This is a genomic window from Sphingobium sp. Leaf26 (assembly GCF_001421665.1).
Taxonomy (GTDB): Bacteria; Pseudomonadota; Alphaproteobacteria; order Sphingomonadales; family Sphingomonadaceae; genus Sphingobium.
In genome coordinates this window covers 316,330-337,335 of the sequence record NZ_LMKV01000012.1, presented here as the reverse complement: position 1 = coordinate 337,335, position 21,006 = coordinate 316,330, and the positions used below count along the sequence as shown (strand labels likewise).

Genomic DNA, 21,006 nt, shown 5'->3' with positions numbered 1-21,006 from the left:
TTTTTCGCACTATCGATGGAATCGCGTCACATGACTTGCATAGTCATAATCGCACTGCTAACCGGCCCGGCAACAGGGGCTCGGGACGGGATCAGACCGCGCCCTCTTTTTGCATGACCCGCAAATCACGGAGGACGGCAGGCGCGTGGAGATTAACAGCGGCATACAGGCCAGTCTCAGCGGCCGCTACGCGGTGGCGCTGTTCGACTTGGCTCGCGACGCACAATCGCTCGACACGGTGGCGGACAGCCTGGCCGGGTTGAAGCAAGCTATTGCGCAATCCCCCGATTTCAAGGGACTCATCAACAGCCCGGTGTTGAGCCGGGACGCAGCAGGCAAGACGATCGCCGCCGTCGCATCCTCCATGGGTACCGACGCACTGACGACGAAATTTCTGGGCGTGCTCGCGCAGAATCGTCGCCTGAGCCAGTTGCCCGCCGTCATCCGTGCCTATGAAACGCTGCTGTCGAATCACAAGGGTGAAGCCCGCGCCGAAGTGACGAGCGCCCACCCGTTGACCGAAACCCAGATCGCCGCTCTGACGCAGAGCTTGAAAGCGCGCGTCGGTCGCACCGTCACGCTCGACGCGAAGGTCGATCCTGCGATCCTGGGCGGGCTGGTCGTCAAGATCGGCAGCCAGATGATCGACAGCTCCATCCGCACCCGTTTGAATACGCTCGCACAGGCCATGAAAGGCTAAGTCATGGATATCAACGCCGCAGAAATTTCGAAGGTCATCAAGGACCAGATCGCCAATTTCGGCACCGAAGCGCAGGTCAGCGAAGTCGGTTCCGTACTGACCGTGGGTGACGGCATCGCCCGCGTCCATGGCCTCGACAACGTCCAGGCGGGCGAAATGGTCGAGTTCGCCAATGGCGTGCAGGGCATGGCGCTGAACCTGGAAGCCGACAATGTCGGCGTCGTGATTTTCGGCTCCGACGCCGAAATCAAGGAAGGCGATGTCGTCAAGCGCACCGGCACCATCGTGGACGTTCCCGTCGGCAAGGGCCTGCTGGGCCGCGTCGTGGACGGTCTGGGCAACCCGATCGACGGCAAGGGGCCGATCGTGTCCGACACCCGCATGCGCGTCGAGCGCAAGGCGCCCGGCATCATCCCGCGCACCTCGGTCCATGAACCTGTGCAGACCGGCCTCAAGGCCATCGACACGCTGGTCCCCGTCGGCCGTGGCCAGCGCGAACTGATCATCGGCGATCGTCAGACCGGCAAGACCGCCGTGGCGATCGACACCTTCATCAACCAGAAGACCGCGAACGCGGGCGATGACGAGAGCAAGAAGCTCTACTGCATCTACGTCGCTATCGGCCAGAAGCGCTCGACCGTCGCGCAGATCGTCAAGCAGCTCGAAGAAAATGGCGCGATGGAATATTCCATCGTCGTCGCCGCGACCGCTTCGGAACCCGCGCCGCTCCAGTATCTCGCGCCTTATACCGGCGTGACCATGGGCGAATATTTCCGCGACAACGGCATGCACGCCGTGATCGTGTATGACGATCTGTCGAAGCAGGCCGTGGCCTATCGCCAGATGTCGCTGCTGCTGCGCCGTCCTCCGGGCCGCGAAGCCTATCCGGGCGACGTGTTCTATCTGCACAGCCGCCTGCTGGAGCGCGCGGCCAAGATGAACAAGGAAAACGGTTCCGGGTCGCTGACCGCGCTGCCGATCATCGAGACGCAGGCGGGCGACGTGTCGGCCTACATCCCGACCAACGTGATCTCGATCACCGACGGCCAGATCTTCCTGGAAACCAACCTCTTCTATCAGGGCATCCGTCCGGCCATCAACGTGGGCCTTTCGGTGTCGCGCGTCGGTTCCGCCGCGCAGACCAAGGCGATGAAGAAAGTGTCCGGCTCGATCAAGCTGGAGCTGGCACAGTATCGCGAAATGGCCGCCTTCGCCCAGTTCGGTTCGGACCTCGACGCTTCGACCCAGAAGCTGCTGAACCGTGGGGCGCGCCTGACCGAGCTGCTCAAGCAGGGCCAGTTCTCGCCGCTGCCGTTCGAGGAGCAGACCGCGTCGATCTTTGCGGGCACCAACGGCTATCTTGACAGCGTGGCGGTCAAGGATGTGACCCGTTACGAAGAACTGATGCTCGCCTATCTGCGTCACGACCACCCCGACGTGCTGACCGCCATCCGCGACAGCAAGGATCTGGGCGACGACGCCAAGGGCAAGCTCAAGGCTGCGCTGGACTCGTTCGGCAAGACCTTCGCCTAAGCGACAATGCTGACCGCCCAATCCCTTCTTGCCTGGACCGTGATGTCGATCGGTCTGGTGCTGTTGCCGGGACCGGACACCATGTTGGTGGCCGGTCACGCAGCGCGCCGTGGGCTGAAGGCGGGGATGGCGGCGATCGGCGGCATCCAGTTGGGCGGCCTGTTCTACATGCTGCTGTGCGGCTTCGGCTTCCTTAGTGTACTGAACGCGGTGCCGGGGCTGTTCATGGCGGTGAAGATCGCCGGGGCGCTCTACCTTGCCTGGATGGGCATCGGCTTGCTGCGCGGCGCGATCAAAGCTGCGCCGGTATCGGCAGAAGCGAAAGTCCGCATCGGCGGATCGCCCTTCATGCAGGGTTTCATCAGCACCGTGCTGAACCCGAAGGTCGCGATCTTCTTCCTGGCCGCACTGCCGCAGTTCGTCGGCACCGGCCCGGATGCGCCGTGGCAGGGCATGTTGCTGATCGCGATCGTCTATGCGCTGGGCTTTTTCTGGTGCGCCTTGCTTGCGGCGCTCGCGGTGAAGGCAGGCCGCAAGGTCGGTCAAAGCAGCGCGATGCGCTGGTTCGAAGGCGCCATGGGCGTCGGTTTCTTTGGTCTAGCGGGCCGCCTGGCCCTTGCGCGGAATATTTGAATTATGCCCAGTCTCAAAGAACTGAAGATCCGCCGCGACTCGGTGAAGTCGACGCAGAAGATCACCAAGGCCAAGCAGATGGTCGCCGCTGCGAAACTGCGCAAGGCGCAGGCCGCCGCGGAAGCCGCCCGCCCCTATAGCAGCCGTCTGGAAGCGGTCGTCGCCAGCCTCGCGTCGAAGATCGCCGGCGGTTCGGGCGAAGGCGCGTCCCCGCTGCTCGCCGGCACCGGCAAGGACGAGGTCCATCTGCTGGTCGTCGCAAACTCCGACCGTGGCCTGGCCGGCGCGTTCAACGCCAACATCGTCAAGGCAGCGATCGTCAAGGCGCGCGAGCTGGAAGACGCCGGCAAGAAGGTCCAGTTCTACCTGATCGGCCGCAAGGGCCGTCCGGTCATCAACCGCACCTTCCCCGGCCAGATCGTCGCCCATTATGACACGACCGGCACCAAGGAGCCGGGCTTCGCCCAGGCGCAGGCAGTGGCGCACGAACTGACCGACATGTATTTGAACGGCAAGTTCGACATCGCGCACCTGTTCTATTCGCGCTTCAAGTCGGCTCTCGCCCAGATACCGACCGAACAGCAGATCATTCCGGTGAAGATCCCGGCCGACGCCGATCGCAATGCGATCGCCGCGACGGTGGAATATGAGCCGAGCGAGGAAGCGATCCTGGACGACCTGCTGCCGCGCAACATCACGGTGCAGCTGTTCAAGGCGCTGCTGGAAAACAACGCATCGGAACAGGGCGCGTCGATGACCGCCATGGACAATGCGACCCGCAACGCCGGCGACCTCATCAACAAGCTGAACATCCAGTATAACCGTGGTCGTCAGGCCGCGATCACCACCGAACTCGTTGAAATCATCTCGGGCGCCGAAGCCCTTTAAGTGCAGGCAAGGACAGTAGTCATGGCAACCACCAATAATGTAGGCCGCATTTCGCAGATCATCGGCGCCGTCGTCGACGTGACCTTCCCGGATGCGCTCCCGTCGATCCTTTCGGCGCTGGAGACCAGCAACAACGGCCAGCGTCTGGTGCTGGAAGTCGCCCAGCATCTGGGTGAAAACACCGTCCGCACCATCGCGATGGACTCGACCGAGGGCCTGACCCGCGGTCAGGACGTCACCGACACCGGTGCGCAGATCAGCGTCCCCGTCGGCCCGGCTACGCTCGGCCGCATCCTGAACGTCGTCGGTGAGCCGATCGACGAGCGCGGCCCGGTGTTGACCGAGATGCGCTCGCCGATCCACGCCAAGGCTCCTGAATTCGTCGATCAGTCGACCGAAAGCAGCATCCTGGTCACCGGCATCAAGGTCATCGACCTTCTGGCCCCTTATGCCAAGGGCGGCAAGATCGGCCTGTTCGGCGGCGCGGGCGTCGGCAAGACGGTTCTTATTCAGGAACTGATCAACAACATCGCCAAGGGCCATGGTGGCACTTCGGTCTTCGCCGGCGTGGGTGAACGCACCCGCGAAGGCAACGATCTGTATCACGAATTCCTCGACGCCGGCGTCATCGCCAAGGATGCCGACGGCAACGCGATCAGCGAAGGGTCGAAGGTTGCGCTGGTATACGGCCAGATGAACGAGCCGCCGGGCGCCCGTGCGCGCGTCGCCCTGTCGGGCCTGACCATCGCCGAATATTTCCGCGACGTCGAAAATCAGGACGTGCTGTTCTTCGTCGACAACATCTTCCGCTTCACGCAGGCAGGCGCGGAAGTGTCGGCTCTGCTGGGTCGTATTCCTTCGGCCGTGGGCTATCAGCCGACCCTGTCGACCGATATGGGCCAGTTGCAGGAACGCATCACGTCGACCAACAAGGGTTCGATCACCTCGGTGCAGGCCGTATATGTTCCCGCGGACGATCTTACCGATCCGGCGCCGGCAACCAGCTTCGCGCATCTTGACGCGACGACGGTTCTCAACCGCGCCATTTCGGAACTGGGCATCTATCCCGCGGTCGATCCGCTGGATTCGACCAGCCGCGTCCTGGAGCCGCGCACCGTGGGTCAGGAACATTACGACACCGCCCGCGCCGTCCAGTCGATCCTCCAGAAGTACAAGTCGCTTCAGGACATCATCGCCATTCTGGGCATGGACGAGCTGTCGGAAGAGGACAAGGTCACGGTCGCCCGCGCCCGCAAGATCCAGAAGTTCCTGTCGCAGCCCTTCCACGTCGCCGAAGTCTTCACCGGCATCAGCGGCAAGTTCGTCCAGATCGAAGACACGGTGAAGTCGTTCAAGGCCGTGGTCGATGGCGAATATGACCATCTGCCCGAAAACGCCTTCTACATGGTCGGCGGCATCGACGAAGCCGTCGAGAAGGCCAAGAAGCTGGCGGCCGAAGCGGCGTAAGCTGAACGGAAATACCCCCTCCCTTCGAAGGGAGGGGGTGGGATGGGTGGTGAGCAGAGCGAACCGGCAACCTATCCCGAAAGGTTGCAGGCGATTGCTGCGCAATCGCACCCACCCCCGGCCCCTCCCTTGAAAGGGAGGGGGGAGTTTATTTGATGGCACTGCATTTCGAACTCGTGACCCCGGAAAAGCTCGTTCGCTCCGAAGAGGTTTATCAGGTGGTCGTTCCCGGCACCGACGGCGACTTCGGCGTGCTGGAGGGCCATGCCCCCTTCATGTCGACCGTGCGCGACGGCAATATCCAGATATTCAGCAGCGCGGGCGCCGCGCCGGAAGTCATTCCGGTCGAGGGTGGCTTTGCCGAAGTGAATGAAAAGGGCCTGACGGTCCTGGCTGAGAAAGCCGGCTGAAGGCGACCGGTCCGTCAGGGCGATCCCGTCGGACAGCATGAATTGGACAGGGGGCGCTTTCCGCGCCCCTTTTTCTTTGCCATGACGCTGGCGCCATGACTTCGTCAGCCCCCCTTCCCCCGCTCGCCCGCCCGTTGCCCGGCGGGGCCTTGCTGGCTTTCCTCGCGGCGTGGTTGGGCGCGGACCAGTTGCTGCTGTGGCGCTTCCTCGACGTCATGCCGCTCTGGGCCTATGGGCTGGGCGCAGCGATACTCGCCGGGCTTTGCGTGCTGATCGTCCGGGCGACGCGCGGCTTCGTCGGACCCCGTCCCGCCACTTTGCTGGTCTGCATCGGCGTTGCGCTGATCCTGCTGCTGCTGGGTGGCGAGGGGCGCGTCTTCTACGCCAATATCGACTGGCAGGTGCGGCTGGCCGCGATGCGCGACATGGTCGTAAACCCCTGGCCCTTCGTCTACACCGCCCGCGCCACGCCCGATGTGCTGCGTGCGCCCATTGGCATGTTCCTGGTCCCTGCCCTCGCCGCCAAGACGCTGGGTGCGCGCGCGGGCGACATCGCGCTGCTGGTCCAGAACAGCCTGATGCTGGGCAGTGTGCTGGCGCTGGGATCGACATTGTTCGACAGCCGGCGGCACCGGCTGGTGGCGCTGGCTGTGGTGATCGGCTTTTCCGGGCTGGATGCACTGGGCCGCATCCTGTTTCGCGGCGGCCTGTCCGACCATCTCGAAAACTGGGCCTATCTCCAATATAGCTCCACCATCACGCTCGCCTTCTGGGTACCGCAACATGCGCTGTCGGGCTGGATCGGGGCGCTGGCCTATCTACTCTGGCGCGCGGGGAAGACGCCGCTGGGCGCGGTGCTGGCGCTGCTGCCGCTGACTGCCTTGCTCTCGCCACTGGGGCTGATGGGGGCGGTGCCCTTCGTCGCGCTGGCCGGCGTGCAGACGGTGCTCCGTCGTCAGTTGCGGGTCATGGACATCGCCCTTCCGGCGCTGGCTACCCTGCTTTGCATCCCCGGACTGCTCTATCTGGGCGCCGCCAATGACGGCGTGGGGGCTAGGCTGATGACGGTCGCGCCGCTGCAATGGGGATTGTTCGAACTGCTGGAGGTGCTGGTCTATGTCGCGCCGCTGGCCCTGATCGTCCGGCACCCGCGCCTTGGCCGCGACACGCTGGCGCTGCTGACGCTGTGGCTGCTCGCCATTCCCTTCGTTCAGGTGGGCTGGTCGATCGACTTCATGATGCGCGCGTCGGTCAGCGCGCTCACCCTATTGGCAGTGATGGTCGCCGACGCGCTGATCCACGAACCGCGCAGCCGCATATGGCTGATCGTGCCGTTGCTGATCGGCAGCATCACTGGCCTGTACGAGATCCGCCGCGCCTTCGCCCATCCGCCCGCGCCGCAGGTCCGGTGCAGTTTCTTCAAGGCATGGGACCAGAGTTTCGGCTTCCAGCCCAAAGGCTCCTATCTTGCGCCCTTGCCGGACATGCCCGCGCTGGTCCGGCCCGCCGATCCTACGCGCGTCAGCCCAGCCGAACCCGCGACATGCTGGGACGGCCACTGGTATCATCCGAACGAGAAGCTGATTTAGGCGCGGAGCCGTTCGACAGTCGGCGCGGGCTGCGCCTCGGTCTTGCCGGCCAGCACATAGAGCGGCCGTTGGCGCACTTCGCGCGCCACCCGGCCGAGATATTCGCCGATGATGCCAAGGCTGAGCAGGTTGAGCCCGCCCAGCGCCAGCACCGCGACCATGATCGACGCATAGCCCGGCACGTCGACGCCCGTCACAAGCGTCCGCACGATCAGGAAGGCCGCGTAGGCGAAGGCAAGTAGCGCGATGCCCCCACCGACATAGGACCAGATACGCAGCGGCATGGTGGTCGACGCCGTGATACCGTCGATCGCCAGCGACCAGAGCTTGCCCAGCCGCCATTTGGTCGTCCCCGCCCCGCGCGCGGCACGGACATAGTCGACCGTAGCGACACGGAAGCCGATCCATGAGAACAGCCCCTTGTTGAAACGCGCCTGCTCGCCCAGTTGCTTGATGACATCCACCGCCTGTCGGTCGAGCAGGCGAAAATCACCGACATTTTCCGGGATCGGATAGTCGGACAGGCGATTGAGCAGGCGATAGAAGCCATGTGCGCTCCACCGCTTGAACCAGCTATCGCTCGACCGGTCGGTGCGGCGGGCATTGACCACCTGCGCCCCGCCCAGCCAGGCGCGGACCATGTCGATGATGACCGCCGGCGGATCTTGCAGATCGACGTCGATCGGGATCACCGCGTCGCCCAGCGCATGATCGATACCGGCCGCCAGTGCCGCTTCCTTGCCGAAATTGCGCGAGAGGGACAGGCAGCGCACATCCGGATTCAGCCGGGCGAGGATCGCCACGATGTCGCCGGTGCGGTCGGAACTGCCATCGTCCACGAACAGATATTCGGCGCGCGCATCCGGCCCGACCAGCGCCAGCGCCTGCGCCACGGCCGGGCGCGCGGCGTCGAGGAACAGGGATATGGCATCCTGTTCATTATAGACCGGAATGACGATCGACAGGGTCGGCATCGCGCGCAACTTTTCCCAAAATCCTGTCCCCGCTATCGGCCACAATGGTTAACGCCGCGTAAGCAGGCGAGGGGCGCACAGCATTTCTTTACGATGTTGCGGCATGGATCGCGCCATGGTCCCGCGTCTTGCCCTGTTGATCCGCAGCCCTGCCTGCCTGCTCAGCCTGCTGGGCGTAGCGTTGATGCTGCCAGCCCTGCTCTGGGGACCGGGATTTACTCATTCGCACCAGTATAATCTGTTGTGGACCGCGCATTTCGGTCGGGAAATGGCGGTGGGCCATCTGTATGAACGCTGGCTGCCGGACAGTTTCGAGGGGCTGGGCAGCCCGACCTTCTATTTCTATCCGCCCTTCGCCTATTGGATCGGCGGCGCTTTCTGCGCGATCGGCTTCAGCGTAGCGATGGCCGTGAACCTGACCGGTCTGGCGTTGCTGGTGCCATCGGGGCTGGCCATGCACCATTGGCTGGCCGCGCGGGGGACGCGGCCGCTGCTGGGCGCGGCGCTCTATATGGCGGCACCCTATCATCTCTACGATATCTATGTGCGCGGCGCATTGGCCGAGGCGGCGGCCTTCATCTGGCTGCCGCTGATCGCCCTGGCGGTCGATCGCTTGCCGACGCGCCGGGGCATGATGTTGCTGGCGATCGCTTATGCCGGGCTGCTGCTCAGTCATTTGCCGCTGGCGATGCTGACTGGCCTGTTCCTGATCGCACCGATGATCGGGCGTCGGCTGTGGCAGCGCGATCCGGTGCTGCTGTCCGGAACGGTGGCAGGCGCATTCGCCTTTGGGCTGGCCGCCTTCTACCTGATCCCGGCGCTGACGTTGCAATCCCATGTGTCGACCGCGATGCTGTGGGGGCAGGATTATCGCGCGACCGACTGGTCGATCTGGACCAGCAGCTTCGAGCTGTTTCCCTGCCTGACGCTGGGGCTGATCCTGCTGGCCTGGCCTGCCGCCCGTTCCTTCTGGGGCATAGTGGCGATCCTGACCGCGTTACTGTCGATCCGCCTGGTGCCCTTCGTCTGGGACGTACCGCTGCTGGACAAGGTGCAATTCCCCTGGCGCGCTTTCTGCATCGCCGAATTTGCCGCGATCACCGCGCTGATGGCCAGCCGTCCGCGCGCGCCTTTGCTGGCAGCGGCGGGCGTGATGCTGCTGTTCCCTTATTTGTTCGGCGGCCTGCTGACCGCCGCCTTCCTGCGCCAGCCGGTCGCTCAGGACCGGATCGCACGGATTGCGCCCGATGCGCCGGAATATCTGCCGCGCGGGTTCGACCTGTCGCGGGTGCGGGCCGACAATCACTGGACCGATCTGACGCCCTGGCGCGCCCTGCCGCGCGGCGACACGATCATAGTGAATCACGCCGGCCCCATGACGCTGGGCCATGCCGCCTTCCCGATCTGGCAGGTGACGCGGGATGGGCGTCCGGTGGCCAGTAGCGGTCCCCTGCTGCGGTTCGATGCCGCGCCCGGCCTCTATCGCGTCGAGCGTGTGCGTCTGTGGCAGGAGGCATGGGGTGCCGTAATCAGCCTGCTCGCTGCGGCGTTGATGGTCGCACTCCTAATGGGTCAACGCGCCATTAGCCATTTGTCAAAGTTTCCATCCTATTCACCTTCATCACACAGATTGGATCGGCGCGTTTCGACGCGCCGGGACCGATCGCGACAGAGCGGCGGAGATATATGAGCGCCTTTGGACGGAAGAATGGACCTGCGGGCATCAAGCCCGGCTTCGGCGTGGCCCGCCCGATGCAGGGCGGCGTTGCCCCCAAGGAAGAGGCACCGCGTGGCGGCGATCAGTTCCCGCCGCTGGACATCGCATCGCTGCCCGGCGAGGCGCCTTTCGATCCGCTGGCGGCACCGACCAGCCAGATGCAGCGCAACGCCGACGCTATGGCGCGCCTGTCCGACCGCGCCAATTCCGATCATGTACCCGACGCAGGGCCGCAGGGGTTTGAAGCGAGCGTTCACAAGATCAAGGAGCAGGTGCTTCCCCGCCTGCTGGAGCGCGTCGACCCGGAAGCGGCCGCGACACTGACCAAGGATGAACTGGCGGAGGAATTCCGCCCGATCATCATGGAAGTGCTGGCGGAGTTGAAGCTGACGCTCAACCGGCGCGAGCAGTTTGCGCTGGAAAAGGTGCTGGTGGACGAGTTGCTCGGCCTCGGCCCGCTCGAAGAATTGCTAAACGATCCGGACATCACCGACATCATGGTGAACGGCCCGGAACAGACCTATATCGAAAAGAAGGGCAAGCTGGTCATAGCGCCCATCAAGTTCCGCGATGAGGAACATCTGTTCCAGATCGCCCAGCGCATCGTGAACAAGGTGGGTCGCCGCGTCGACCAGACCACGCCGCTGGCCGACGCCCGCCTGCCCGACGGTTCGCGTGTCAACGTGATCGTACCGCCGCTCAGCCTGCGCGGCACCGCCATCTCGATTCGTAAATTTTCCGCCAAGCCGATCACCATCGACATGCTGGCCGGATGGGGCGCGATGTCACCGAAGATGGCGACGGCGTTGAAGATCGCCGGCGCGTGCCGGTTCAATATCGTCATTTCGGGCGGTACGGGTTCGGGCAAGACGACGATGCTCAATGCCCTGTCGAAGATGATCGATCCGGGCGAGCGCGTGCTGACGATCGAAGACGCCGCCGAACTACGACTGCAACAGCCGCACTGGCTGCCGCTGGAAACCCGTCCGCCCAACCTGGAAGGGCAAGGCGCGATCACCATCGGCGACCTCGTCAAGAACGCCCTGCGTATGCGCCCTGACCGCATCATCCTGGGCGAAATTCGTGGTGCGGAATGTTTCGACCTGCTCGCCGCGATGAACACCGGCCATGACGGCTCCATGTGTACGCTCCATAGCAATAGCCCACGCGAATGCCTGGGCCGTATGGAAAACATGATCCTGATGGGCGACATCAAGATTCCCAAGGAAGCCATTTCCAAGCAGATCGCCGATTCGGTCGACCTGATCGTGCAGGTGAAGCGCCTGCGCGATGGTTCGCGCCGCGTCACCAACGTGACCGAGGTGATCGGCATGGAAGGCGACGTCATCGTCACGCAGGAACTGTTCAAGTTCGAATATCATGACGAAGATGACAGCGGAAAGATCATAGGCGAATATCGCTCGATGGGCTTGCGTCCCTACACGCTCGACAAGGCGCGCATGTTCGGCTTCGACCAGCCCTTCCTGGAAGCCTGCCTCTGATCCTTCATCTGTAACTTATTATGGCTGGTGACCTTCCGGTCGCCAGCCGCCTCTTGCGCTGGACCGGCGCAGGCGGCACACCCTCCCTCATTCCATGAGAGAGGATTGCCCAATGCGCCTGCCCGCCTTGCTCGCCGCTGCCGCCCTGATCCTGCCAGCCGGCGCCGTCATCGCCCAACATGCCGGCCACCATCAGGCCGTCGACCCGATCGCCACCGCGATCGCCGCGTCCAGCCGTACGCCCAAAAATGTCGCCCGCGACCCCTATCGCCATCCGGCCGAGACGCTGGCTTTCTTCGGTGTGACACCGAGTCAGACAGTTGTCGAATATGCGCCGAGTGGCGGCTGGTACACGGAAATCCTGTCGCCGTTGCTGCGCGACCATGGGACTTTCTATGCGCTGCAACCCACCGGCCGCTATCTGGATGGCTACAAGACGTTCCTGGCCGCCAACCCGGCCGTCTATGACAAGGTGAAGGTCGTCGCCTTCCCCGAAGAGACGGCGAAGATTCCCGCCGGTAGCGTCGACACGGTGCTGACGTTCCGCAACGTGCACAACATGGTCATGGCCGGCAACGAGGCCGCGACCTTCAAGGCCTTTTTCGATGTGCTCAAGCCCGGCGGCACGCTGGGTGTGGTCGACCATCGCCTGCCCGAAGATCGCGACATCGCGCTGGAAAAGAGCAGCGGCTACCTGAAGCTGTCCACCATCCGCCGCATCGCGCAGGCGGCCGGCTTCGAATATGTCGGCGCGTCGGAGGTGAACGCCAATCCCAAGGATACGGCAGACTGGCCCAAGGGCGTCTGGACCCTGCCGCCGACGCTGAGCCAGAAGGATGTCGACAAGGACAAATATCTGGCCATCGGCGAAAGCGACCGGATGACGCTGAAATTCCGCAAGCCCGCCAAATAAGTCCTGTTTCTGCCCTGCCCCCCGGTTGCGCCACGGCGTGACCGGGCTAAAGGCGGGGGCGTGACCGCCGCCGACCGCCCCCACCGTCCGCTTTTTGCCATCGCGCTGCGCCTGATCGCCGTCCTATGTCTGTCGGTCATGTTCATCACCGTGCGTCTGGCGAGCGAGCGTGGCGTCCATGTCGTCGAATCGCTCTTCTATCGTCAGGCGCTGGCGCTGCCGGTGGTGCTGGCTTGGGTGGCGATGGCCGGCGGGTTGCAGACCATCCGCACCCGGCGCATCCGCGTCCATGCCAGCCGGATGATGCTGGGCCTGACCGGCATGTTGCTCAATTTCCTGTCCTATATCCTGTTGCCCCCGGCCGAGGCGGCCACGATCGGTTTCACCATGCCGATTTTCGGCACGATCCTGTCTGCGCTGATCCTGCGCGAAGTGACCGGCATCCATCGCTGGGGCGCGGTGCTGATCGGCTTTATCGGCGTGCTGGTGATGATCCGCCCGGATGCCGGCCATTTCCCGTTACAGGGTGTCGCGGTCGCCATCGCCGCCGCGCTGATGACCGCCAGCGTCAGTCTGGTGCTGCGCGAACTGGGCCGCACCGAGGCGGCTGGCGTCGTCGTCTTCTGGTTCACGGCGCTGTCGATGATCCCGCTGGGCATCGCCATGCCCTTCGTCGCGCAGGCGCATGATCCGGCGACATGGGGCCTGTTGCTGACGATCGGGCTGTTCGGCGGCATTGCGCAACTCTGCCTGACCGCCGCATTGCGCTGGGGGCCGGTGTCGGTCGTGCTGCCGATGGATTATAGCGCGATCATCTGGACCACCCTGCTGGGCGTCGCGATCGGCGAGGACTGGCCGATGGCGACGACCTGGATCGGGGCGACCCTGATCATCGCCAGCGGCCTTTATATCGCCTGGCGCGAACATGTCCGCGCCAGAAGGCCGATCGTCAGCCTAGAAGTTCCGCCTCAAGACTGATGTCCGCCTTCAACAGCTTGGAAATGGGACAGCCCGCCTTCGCCTTGGCCGCCAATTCCTGAAAAGTCGCGTCGTCGGTGCCGGGGATGGTCGCCTTGAGCGTCAGGTGGCTGGCGGTGACGGCGAAGCCATCGTCCTGCTTTTCCAATGTCACGACGGCGCTGGTTTCCATCTTTTCCGCGGTCAGCCCGGCTTCGCCCAGGATCAGCGAGAGCGCCATCGTGAAGCAGGAGGCATGGGCCGCCGCGATCAGTTCCTCCGGGTTGCTGCCCGGTACGCCTTCGAAACGGGTCGCAAAGCCATAGGGATAGGCGTCCAGCGCACCGCTCTGGGTCGATATCGTGCCCTTCCCATCCTTCAGGCCGCCACTCCAGACGGCCGAACCGCTGCGATTGATCTTCATGCGCATGCTCCTTCTTGTGAAGCGGAGGAACCCCAGCGGTCCCCCATGGTTGCATCCTAACAGATAGGAATGTGCAGGAGAGTGACAATGACTGATCTAACGCTCGAAAACCGGGGCGACCTGATCGCGTCCGACCGCGTCGAAGGGACCGCCGTCTACAATCGGCAGGGCGAGCGGCTGGGCAAAATATCCAACTTCATGGTGGACAAGCGCAGCGGGCAGGCCCGCTACGCCGTGCTGTCCTTCGGCGGCTTCCTCGGCATGGGCCATGACCATTATCCCCTGCCCTGGTCGATGCTGACCTATGACGTCGCACAAGGCGGTTACGTCGTGGACCTCGACAAGCAGTTGCTGGACAATGCACCCCGTTACGCCACCGACCAGCGCCCCGATTATGATGAGGGCTATGGCCGCAATGTGTATCAATATTATGGTCTTATCTATCCCTGGTAGGCCGGTTTAGGCGGCCATCGGATGGCCGGGTTGGCATGCGGCCACCCCGGCCTTTCGCGCGCCTGCGGAACGACCTTTCCGGCTGCCCAGATTTCACCACATTTCACCGCTTGCCCATTGTCTACCATATAAATAGAATTACTCTCGGATGCTCTATTTGCAGGATGAGGATCAGACGATGGAGCGATTCGGTTTTTCGGGTGACGCGCGCCAGCCGGTCGTGCTGACCATCCCCGGCCTGAACAATAGCGGGCCGGGTCACTGGCAGACTCTATGGGAAGACACCCGCGGCGATTGCGAGCGGGTGGATCTGGGCAGCTGGGCCAGCCCCAACCGCAATGCCTGGGTCACGCGGCTGGACGCCGCCATTCGTGAAGCCAACGGGCCGGTGATATTGGCCGCGCACAGTCTGGGCTGCATGGCGGTCGCCTGGTGGGGCGCCTTGCAGAGCCAGGCCTATGGCTGGCCGGTGACGGGTGCGCTGCTGGTGGCGCCGCCCGATTGCGACCGGATGGAAACGCCAGAGACGATCGGCGGCTTCGGCCCGACCCCGCGCGCGCAACTGCCTTTCCCGTCCATATTGGTGGCCAGTCGTGACGACCCCTATATCTTCTTCGAACGCGCCCACAGCATCGGCAAGAATTGGGGCAGCCAGTTCGTCGATGCGGGCCATGCCGGCCATATCAACGCCGATTCCGCCCTAGACGACTGGCAGTTCGGACAATCGCTGCTCGAACGGCTGATCGACAATGCGCAGGAGCAGGCGTCCGCGATGCGGCAGATGCGCCCCGCCCTGCCCATGGCCCAGCAGGAGCGTCGCAGGCCCGGACGGCCCACCCTTCATTCATAAAGCTCACCCCCGAGGGGCGCGACAAGACAAACTTGCGCGCCCCTTATATTTGCTTTTTTGTCTATCTTTAAAGTTGAGATATTAGACGGAACAAGAGGTGTCCATGAGCGAACATAAACCCATCGAACTCCATCACGCCCGTATCGAGGGCCAGCGCCCCGACATTGCCGCCAGCATCGACAAGGTGCGCGGCGTGCTGGAAGCGCTGCGTTTCGGGTCGATCACGCTGACCGTCCATGACGCCCGCGTGGTCCAGATCGACGTGACGGAAAAGACGCGCCTGACCAATTGAAGGGTCGGACGGGGGCACATGACAATCGGGTCGGGGAACAGACCCATGCGGCAGGGGATGAGCCGCAGACAGCTTCATTCCCAATATATCGGCTTTGACCGGACCACCGGAACGGCCGCGATCACACACCACCGGACAGCCGGATAAAAGGGGAATATCATGATTGCGCGTTTCCTGTTGCTCGCCAGCGTCGCTGGCGCTTCCATCATCACGCCCAATGCCTTTGCCCAGGATGCTGGGCAGCCGGCGGCGGATGAGGTCCAGCAGCCCAACGTCCGCGGCGACGTGATCGTCGTCACTGCCCGCCGCCGTCAGGAAACCGCACAGGAAGTGCCGCTGGCCATTTCCGTCGTGAAGGGTGACAGCATCGAGGCGACCGGCAATTTCAACATCGTGAAGCTGCAACAGCTCGCGCCCACACTTCAGGTCTACACCACCAACCCGCGCAACACATCGGTCAATATCCGCGGCCTGGGCGTGCCGTTCGGCCTGACCAGCGACGGCTTCGAGCAGGGCGTCGGCATTTATGTCGATGACGTCTATAACAGCCGCGTGGCCGCCGCGACCTTCGACTTCCTCGACGTCAACCAGGTCGAAGTGCTGCGCGGCCCACAGGGTTCGCTTTACGGCAAGAACACCACGGCCGGCGCGATCAACATCACGACCAACCAGCCGACCTTCGATTTCGAAGGCCGCGCCGAACTGACCGTCGGCAATCTCAACCTCAAGCAGGCCAAGGCCGCAATTTCCGGCCCGTTGTCGGACACGATCGCCGCGCGCGTCGCCATCGCATCGACCAGCCGTCGCGGCACGCTCTACAATGTGACCAGTCAGCGCTGGATCAACGAGCAGGACAATCTGGGCATTCGCGGCCAGTTGCTGTTCAAGCCCAATGACGATTTCAGCCTCACCCTGTCGGGCGATTACAGCAAGCAGGACCCCGAATGCTGCGGCACGACCTTCGTGCGCGTCGGCAAGACCCAGCGTCCGCTCGCCCGCCAATATGACGCGCTGGCCGCTGCGCAGGGCTATGTCGTGCCCAGCCGCAATCCCTATGACCGGCTGACCGATCTCGACAGCAACCTGAACGCCGGCAACAAGATCGGCGGCGTGTCGGCCAAGATCAAATGGGATGTCGGCCCAGGCACGCTGACTTCCGTCACCGCCTGGCGCTTCTGGGACTGGAAGCCGGAAAACGACCGTGACTTTACCGGCCTGTCGATCGTGTCCAAGTCTCAGAACCCGTCGCAGCAGGACCAGTATAGCCAGGAATTCCGCTATAATTACGAAAGCAAGGATGTCGATTTCGTCGTCGGCCTGTTCGGTTTCAAGCAGCGGATCGACACCCAGGGCACCGAGCAGCAGGGCGACGATGCGGCCCAGTGGAGCCTTGCGCCCTCGACCGATCCGACCAACCCCGCCAATATCCCGGCGACGCTGTCAGGCCTGACCGCCAGCAACACACAATGGCTGAAGGCGGACAGCGCCGCCCTTTTCGGGCAGCTTAGCTGGAAGGTGACGGACGCCCTGACCATCCAGCCGGGCGTGCGGCTCAACTATGACAAGAAGTCCGGCTTCTACCAGCGCGTCGTCACCAATGCGCAGGGCCAGACCATCAGTTGCACCACGGTTGCGGAACCCGGCACCATCAAGGGCACTACCCAGCAGTGCGGCGTCTACCAGCCGCAGGTCAGCGCGCCGTCGGACAGCGCCTGGAACTTCACCTACGACTTCAACGTCAACTACAAGGTGGCTCGCGACGTTCTGGCCTATGCGACCTATGCCAAGAGCTTCAAGACGCTGGGCATCAACCAGAACGGCCTGCCGCTCAACGCCGACAATACGGTCAATTACGATGCCAGCACGGTGAAGCCGGAGTCGGTCAACCATTATGAACTGGGCCTCAAGACCCAATTCTGGGATCGCCGCGCCACCTTCAACCTCACCGCCTTCCGCACGGAGATCAAGAATTTCCAGGCGACGGTGAATGGCGGCCAGTTCGGCACCGTGCGCGGCTATCTCGCCAATGCGGAAAAGGTGCGCTCGCAAGGTATCGAGGCCGATTTCAAGGTGGTCGTGAGCGACCGCTTCACCGCCTATGCCAACGGCGCCTATACCGACGCCAAATATAAGAAGTTCACCAACGCGCCCTGCCCGCCCGAACTGTCGGGCGGCACGTTGCAGCCGTCCGGACAGGCGGCCGACTATTCGCAGGCCGGCGTGCCCGGTGCGCTCAGCCCGCGCCAGTGCGACATTTCGGGACAGGATCTGCCCGGCGTGTCGAAATGGGCCTTCTCCTATGGCGGGGAATATAACATCCCGGTCACGCTGCTGGCGAAGGAAGGACAGGTCTATCTGGGCGTCGACGGCAATTATCGTTCGGACTGGAACAGCAATGCCTCGCCGTCCATCTATACCCAGGTGAAAGGCTATGCGCTGACCAACGTCCGCGCCGGCTTCCGCGGCGAGCGCTTCGACATCTTCGGCTGGGTCCGCAATGCCTTCGACGTGAACTATATAGAAAATCTTCAGGTCGCGCCGGGCAATACCGGCCTGATCGCCGGTCAGGTCGGCGACCCCCAGACCTGGGGCGGCACGATCAAGTTCAGTTTCTGATAGAGACAGAAGGGGACAGCGGCATCAGCGTCGCTGCCCCCTTCTGCCATTTGCGCCGCGCCCTGCGCTGGGCTAGACCGCGCGCCATGTCCACGACCTTCACGCTCGACACCGCGACCAGCCGCGCCAATCCCACGCCCGCGCCGATGAAGCGCCTGACCGTGCCCGCGATCCAGCGGCGCAAGTTCGAGGGGAAGACGCAAGAGCCGCTGGTGATGCTGACCGCCTATACGGCGCGGCAGGCGCAGTTGCTCGACCCGCATTGCGACATGCTGCTGGTCGGCGATTCGCTGGGCCAGGTGATTTATGGCCTGCCCTCCACCCTGCCCGTCACGCTCGACATGATGATCGCCCATGGCGCCGCCGTGGTGCGTGGCAGCTATCACAGCGTCGTGCTGGTCGACATGCCGTTCGGCAGCTACGAAGCCTCCCCGCAGCAGGCTTTTGCCAGCGCCAGCCGCATCATGGCGGAAACCGGCGCGGCCGGCGTGAAGCTGGAAGGTGGCGTCGCCATGGCGGAAACGATCAGTTTCCTGACCCAGCGCGGCATTCCGGTCATGGCCCATATCGGCCTGACGCCGCAGGCGGTGAATGCGCTGGGCGGCTATGGCGCGCGCGGCAAGAGCCAGGAGGAACATGCCAAGATCATCTCCGACGCCCGCGCCGTGGCGCAGGCCGGCGCCTTCTCCATGGTGATCGAAGGCGTGCTGGAGGATATCGCCAATGCCGTGACCGACAGTGTCGACGTGCCGGTCATCGGCATCGGCGCATCCGCCCGGTGCGACGGGCAGGTGCTGGTGACGGAAGACATGCTGGGCATGTTCGAACGGGTGCCGCGCTTCGTGAAGCGCTACGACAATATCGCTGAAACAATCAGTAATGCGGCGAAACGTTATGCCGACGATGTGCGCGACCGCAGCTTTCCCACCGACGATCAGGTGTACCGCCCCAAAAATTGATTTGCCTGTGGCATAAGCACCGCTATTGATCGCGCCTTCCGGCAGAGTTTCTGTTCTATTTCTCGGAGAATGACGTGGCCCTCACGCCGCAAAACAGCGAAGCCTTCATGCGCGAGGTCGACGAAGCCGTCCGCCAGGACCAGCTTCTGACCTTCTGGGAACGCTATGGCCGCGCCCTGCTGGTTGTGGTGGTCCTTGGCCTCGCGGCGTTCGGTGGCTGGCTCTACTGGCAACATTATAGCAAGACCCAGTCGCAAGCCGTTTCGGAGCAGATGGATTCTGTACTGACGACGGCGGCCGGTGGCGGCACGCCCGACGCCAAGCAACTGGAAACGCTGACCAAGGCCAGCCAGCCGGGCTATCGCGCTGCGGCCCTGCTGACCCAGGCCGGCGTAGCATCGCGCAAAGGCGACAATAAGAGCGCGATCGCGCTCTACACCGCCATTGCCGCCGACTCGAAGCTGGATCAGCCCTATCGCGATCTGGCGCTGATCCGCCAGACCGCGCTGGAGTTTGAGAGCCTCAAGCCCCAGCAGGTCGTCGATCGGCTGAAGCCGCTGGCGATCGAGGGCGCGCCCTGGTTCGGCAGCGCCGGCGAACTGGTGGCCATCGCCTATATGAAGATGGGCAAGACGGACCTTGCCGGCCCGATGTTCGCGGGACTGGCCAAGGACGCCAATGTGCCCGAATCGATCCGTTCACGCGCCCGTCAGATGGCAGGTGTCATGGGCATCGACGCGGTCGAAATTCCGACTGAAACCACCGAAGGATGATCGAGCGGATGGCAAGCATGAAGATGGGCCGGGTGGTGACGATGGCCGCCATGGTCGCGCTGCTGGCGGGCTGCGGCATCGTCGGTGGCAAGAAGGGCGGACCCAAGACCCCCGTGGTCGGCAACCGCGTCTCGATCCTGAGCAATGAACAGGGCGTCGAGGTGGAGCCTAGCCTGGCCGATGTTCAGGTCACCCTGCCCGCGCCCTATGTCAACGACGCCTGGGCGCAGCCGGGCGGCGATCCGTCCAAGACGATGGGCCATGTCTCGCTGGGCGGTTCGCCAAGCCAGGTGTGGAGCACCAAGATCGAAGGCAGTTCGCCGCAGGCGCGCCTGGCCGCATCGCCGGTCGTATTGGGTGGCAAGCTGTTCGTGACCGACGCCGGCGCGCATGTCATCGCCTTCGACGCCGCGAGCGGGTCGAAACTGTGGCAGACCAACCTGCCGTCCGAGGGCAAGGGCAATGGCCGCGTGCTGTTCGGCGGTGGCGTCAGCGTATTGGGCGACCGGGTATTCGCCAGCACTGGCTTTGGCGATGTCTTCGCGCTGAATGTCGCCGATGGCGCGATCGTCTGGAAGAAGCATCTGTCCGGCCCGCTGCGCGGCGCCCCGACGCTGGAAAATGGCCATGTCTATGTGATGGGTCAGGACAACCAGATCTTCGCCCTGAACCAGAGCGACGGCGAAACCCAATGGACCGACAGCGGCACGTTGCAGGTCACCGGCATTTTCGGCGTGGCCGCCCCCGCCGCGGCGCAGGGCACCGTGATCGCGGGCTACAGCTCGGGCGAAATCAATGCCTATCGATATGAAAATGGCCGTACCTTGTGGGGTGACGCCCTCTCGCGCACCAGCATTTCTACTGCCGTGGCATCGCTGACCGATATCGACGCCGATCCGGTGATCGATCGTGGGCGCGTCTTTGCCATCGGTCAGGGCGGTCGCATGGCCAGTTATGAACTGACCAGCGGCCAGCGCCTGTGGGAAATCAACATCGCCGGCATTTCGACCCCGGCCGTGGTCGGCGAATGGGTGTTCGCCGTGACCAGCGACGCCCGCCTGCTGTGCGTCGCGCGCGCGACCGGCAAGATCCGCTGGGTCAGCCAGTTGCGCCGCTGGCAGAAGGAAAAGAAGAAGGACAAGGCGATCCGCTGGACCGGTCCGGTTCTGGCGGGCGGCCGCCTGATCGTCGTGTCGACACGCGGCGAGATGGTCTATGTCGATCCGGCGACCGGCTCCGTCCAGTCGACCGTCGATATGGACAAGTCCATGTCGCTGTCCCCCATCGTCGCCAACAACATGCTCTATGTGCTGGCCGACGACGGAAAATTGACGGCGTTCCGCTAAACGCCAAAAC

20 protein-coding genes are annotated in these 21,006 nt (G+C 63.7%); 18 read left to right on the top strand and 2 right to left on the bottom strand.

The window, feature by feature from the left end:
• Nucleotides 1–145: 145 nt before the first annotated feature.
• The 7 genes from ASE85_RS10535 (at nucleotide 146) to ASE85_RS10505 (ending at nucleotide 7,220) form a co-directional block, all read left to right on the top strand.
• Complete coding sequence (locus tag ASE85_RS10535) at nucleotides 146–700, top strand: F0F1 ATP synthase subunit delta (protein WP_056687552.1); 555 nt, start codon at nucleotides 146–148, stop codon at nucleotides 698–700.
• A gap of 3 nt (nucleotides 701–703) precedes the next feature.
• Nucleotides 704–2,233: a F0F1 ATP synthase subunit alpha gene (gene atpA, locus ASE85_RS10530; protein WP_056687550.1), complete on the top strand. Its 1,530-nt coding sequence runs from the start codon at nucleotides 704–706 to the stop codon at nucleotides 2,231–2,233.
• A 6-nt stretch (nucleotides 2,234–2,239) separates the two neighbouring features.
• A complete protein-coding gene (locus ASE85_RS10525; protein ID WP_056687548.1) occupies nucleotides 2,240–2,866 on the top strand; it encodes a LysE family translocator in 627 nt (208 codons plus the stop codon).
• A gap of 3 nt (nucleotides 2,867–2,869) precedes the next feature.
• A complete protein-coding gene (locus tag ASE85_RS10520; protein WP_056687546.1) occupies nucleotides 2,870–3,754 on the top strand; it encodes a F0F1 ATP synthase subunit gamma in 885 nt (294 codons plus the stop codon).
• A 21-nt stretch (nucleotides 3,755–3,775) separates the two neighbouring features.
• On the top strand, nucleotides 3,776–5,221 hold the full coding sequence (gene atpD / locus ASE85_RS10515) for a F0F1 ATP synthase subunit beta (protein ID WP_056687544.1): 1,446 nt from the start codon (nucleotides 3,776–3,778) through the stop codon (nucleotides 5,219–5,221).
• A 155-nt stretch (nucleotides 5,222–5,376) separates the two neighbouring features.
• Complete coding sequence (locus ASE85_RS10510; RefSeq protein WP_056687543.1) at nucleotides 5,377–5,631, top strand: ATP synthase F1 subunit epsilon; 255 nt, start codon at nucleotides 5,377–5,379, stop codon at nucleotides 5,629–5,631.
• Nucleotides 5,632–5,726: 95 nt separating this feature from the next.
• Complete coding sequence (locus tag ASE85_RS10505) at nucleotides 5,727–7,220, top strand: hypothetical protein (protein ID WP_056687541.1); 1,494 nt, start codon at nucleotides 5,727–5,729, stop codon at nucleotides 7,218–7,220.
• Here the strand turns inward: ASE85_RS10505 and ASE85_RS10500 are convergent.
• Complete coding sequence (locus ASE85_RS10500; protein ID WP_056687539.1) at nucleotides 7,217–8,194, bottom strand: glycosyltransferase family 2 protein; 978 nt, start codon at nucleotides 8,192–8,194, stop codon at nucleotides 7,217–7,219. The genes ASE85_RS10505 and ASE85_RS10500 overlap by 4 nt on opposite strands.
• 115 nt (nucleotides 8,195–8,309) lie before the next feature.
• On the opposite strand from ASE85_RS10500, the gene ASE85_RS10495 reads away from it, so the two are divergent.
• The 4 genes from ASE85_RS10495 to ASE85_RS10480 all read left to right on the top strand — a co-directional run bounded on the left by ASE85_RS10495 (nucleotide 8,310) and on the right by ASE85_RS10480 (nucleotide 13,304).
• Nucleotides 8,310–9,884, top strand: coding sequence for a hypothetical protein (locus tag ASE85_RS10495; RefSeq protein ID WP_056688670.1), 1,575 nt, complete (start codon nucleotides 8,310–8,312; stop codon nucleotides 9,882–9,884).
• On the top strand, nucleotides 9,881–11,413 hold the full coding sequence (locus ASE85_RS10490; RefSeq protein ID WP_056687537.1) for a CpaF family protein: 1,533 nt from the start codon (nucleotides 9,881–9,883) through the stop codon (nucleotides 11,411–11,413). Before ASE85_RS10495 ends, ASE85_RS10490 begins: the two co-directional genes overlap by 4 nt.
• 112 nt (nucleotides 11,414–11,525) lie before the next feature.
• Entirely contained in the window at nucleotides 11,526–12,326 is an 801-nt protein-coding gene (locus ASE85_RS10485) for a class I SAM-dependent methyltransferase (protein ID WP_082462750.1), read from the top strand.
• 99 nt (nucleotides 12,327–12,425) lie between these two features.
• Complete coding sequence (locus tag ASE85_RS10480; protein WP_268795130.1) at nucleotides 12,426–13,304, top strand: DMT family transporter; 879 nt, start codon at nucleotides 12,426–12,428, stop codon at nucleotides 13,302–13,304.
• On the opposite strand, the gene ASE85_RS10475 is transcribed toward ASE85_RS10480, so the two are convergent.
• Nucleotides 13,276–13,707: an OsmC family protein gene (locus ASE85_RS10475; RefSeq protein ID WP_056687533.1), complete on the bottom strand. Its 432-nt coding sequence runs from the start codon at nucleotides 13,705–13,707 to the stop codon at nucleotides 13,276–13,278. The genes ASE85_RS10480 and ASE85_RS10475 overlap by 29 nt on opposite strands.
• An 87-nt stretch (nucleotides 13,708–13,794) precedes the next feature.
• On the opposite strand from ASE85_RS10475, the gene ASE85_RS10470 reads away from it, so the two are divergent.
• The 7 genes from ASE85_RS10470 (at nucleotide 13,795) to ASE85_RS10440 (ending at nucleotide 20,996) form a co-directional block, all read left to right on the top strand.
• Nucleotides 13,795–14,160 carry a PRC-barrel domain-containing protein gene (locus ASE85_RS10470; protein ID WP_056687531.1) on the top strand — a complete coding sequence of 122 codons (366 nt, stop codon included), beginning with the start codon at nucleotides 13,795–13,797 and terminating at the stop codon, nucleotides 14,158–14,160.
• A gap of 178 nt (nucleotides 14,161–14,338) precedes the next feature.
• The gene (locus ASE85_RS10465; RefSeq protein WP_056688667.1) at nucleotides 14,339–15,010 is read left to right on the top strand and encodes an RBBP9/YdeN family alpha/beta hydrolase; all 672 of its coding nucleotides are present in this window, start codon (nucleotides 14,339–14,341) and stop codon (nucleotides 15,008–15,010) included.
• Nucleotides 15,011–15,113: 103 nt separating this feature from the next.
• Nucleotides 15,114–15,302 carry a YezD family protein gene (locus tag ASE85_RS10460; protein ID WP_056687529.1) on the top strand — a complete coding sequence of 63 codons (189 nt, stop codon included), beginning with the start codon at nucleotides 15,114–15,116 and terminating at the stop codon, nucleotides 15,300–15,302.
• A gap of 159 nt (nucleotides 15,303–15,461) precedes the next feature.
• Nucleotides 15,462–17,918, top strand: coding sequence for a TonB-dependent receptor (locus tag ASE85_RS10455; RefSeq protein ID WP_056687527.1), 2,457 nt, complete (start codon nucleotides 15,462–15,464; stop codon nucleotides 17,916–17,918).
• An 86-nt stretch (nucleotides 17,919–18,004) separates the two neighbouring features.
• Nucleotides 18,005–18,877: a 3-methyl-2-oxobutanoate hydroxymethyltransferase gene (gene panB / locus ASE85_RS10450; RefSeq protein ID WP_056687525.1), complete on the top strand. Its 873-nt coding sequence runs from the start codon at nucleotides 18,005–18,007 to the stop codon at nucleotides 18,875–18,877.
• Between the two features lie 74 nt (nucleotides 18,878–18,951).
• A complete protein-coding gene (locus ASE85_RS10445) occupies nucleotides 18,952–19,650 on the top strand; it encodes a tetratricopeptide repeat protein (protein ID WP_056687523.1) in 699 nt (232 codons plus the stop codon).
• 8 nt (nucleotides 19,651–19,658) lie between these two features.
• Nucleotides 19,659–20,996 (top strand): outer membrane protein assembly factor BamB family protein, encoded by a 1,338-nt coding sequence (locus ASE85_RS10440; RefSeq protein ID WP_235523480.1) that lies wholly within the window; start codon nucleotides 19,659–19,661, stop codon nucleotides 20,994–20,996.
• Nucleotides 20,997–21,006 lie beyond the last annotated feature (10 nt).